Origin of the sequence: Acinetobacter sp. ACNIH3, assembly GCF_002918965.1 — a bacterium.
GTDB classification, from domain to species: domain Bacteria; phylum Pseudomonadota; class Gammaproteobacteria; order Pseudomonadales; family Moraxellaceae; genus Acinetobacter; species Acinetobacter schindleri.
Window position 1 is genome coordinate 1 of the sequence record NZ_PQLP01000127.1, and the last position, 1,238, is coordinate 1,238.

The 1,238-nt window shown below is 42.0% G+C and carries 1 protein-coding gene; it reads left to right on the top strand.

All coding sequences use genetic code 11. The features are described 5' to 3' along the window. Window positions 1-72 precede the first annotated feature (72 nt). Window positions 73-1,232, top strand: a protein-coding gene (locus tag C3420_RS17010; RefSeq protein ID WP_103801098.1) for an IS3 family transposase whose coding sequence is annotated in 2 segments (ribosomal slippage) — window positions 73-307 and window positions 307-1,232 — 1,161 coding nt in all. Because the reading frame shifts where the segments join, the coding sequence is not laid out codon by codon here. Window positions 1,233-1,238: the final 6 nt, after the last annotated feature.

Sequence of the window (1,238 nt, forward strand, 5' to 3'; positions counted from 1 at the left end):
TGATCCTAGCCAAAATAATGGACAGCACTTCCCTCTAAAGATAACGTAACGTTAACTTTGGAGATACAAGAAATGGCTAAACGCTTTAGTCCAGAATTTAAACAGCAAGCAATTGATTATGCACTTTCAAACTCACACGAGTCTGTAGCTGCAGTCGCCCAGAAATTAGGTGTGGGTTATTCAACATTAGATAAATGGATTCGTGAAACCAATCCAGCAGGTTCAAGCAAACGTCAACTTTCACCAGAACAACAACGGATCTTGGAATTAGAGAAAGAAGTCAAACAGCTCAGGGAAGCCAATGACATCTTAAAAAAAGCGCATGTGTACTTTCTGACAGATCATGCCAAGAAAAGTACACGGTAATTCAAGATCTAGCGGTGAATAGAGTCACTGTATCTTCTGTCTGTAAATGCCTGGGTGTCAGCACTTCAGGCTATTATGCCTGGCGAAAACGCCAGGCCAATACAGCGCAGAAATATAATGATTTAAAAGCTGCATATTGGCAGCATCATGCACGATTGGGTGCACCTTCATTGGTACATGACATGCATGATTTAGGTTACAGCATGAGTGAACGCACTATTGGAAGAATGCTGAAAAAGCTGGGTTTACGCAGCAGGATTGCGCGTAAATACAAGCATACGACTGATTCAAACCATCGTTTGCCTACAGCACCCAATCTATTAGAGCGTCAATTTACAGTCATTCAGCCTAACAAGGTTTGGACAACGGATATTACCTATATCCGTACCAAGCAAGGTTGGCTGTATTTATGTGTGATGCTGGATCTATTTAGTCGTCGTATTGTGGGGTGGCAAACCAGCCATCGAATAGACCGTCAATTGGTGTGTGATGCGTTTCATTATGCAATGGCTCGTCAGGGGTATCCAACGGCTGTCATGGTACATTCGGATCAAGGCTCACAGTACTGTAGTCGTGATTTTAGAACGCTATTATTAACGAATAACTGTATTCAAAGCATGTCACGCAGAGGGAACTGTTGGGATAATGCAGTGACCGAAAGCTTTTTTCATACATTGAAAGGTCATGTGGTACATGACAGTGTGTTTGCCACTCGAAAAGAGGCGAATGCTGTCTTGTTTGACTATATTGAGATTTATTACAATCGGGTCAGAAGGCATTCTGCAAATGGTTGGTTAAGCCCAGAAGCTTTTGAACAGAAATATTTTAAGAATTTAGAGGGATCGGTTGTCCACAATACTGTCTAGGATCAG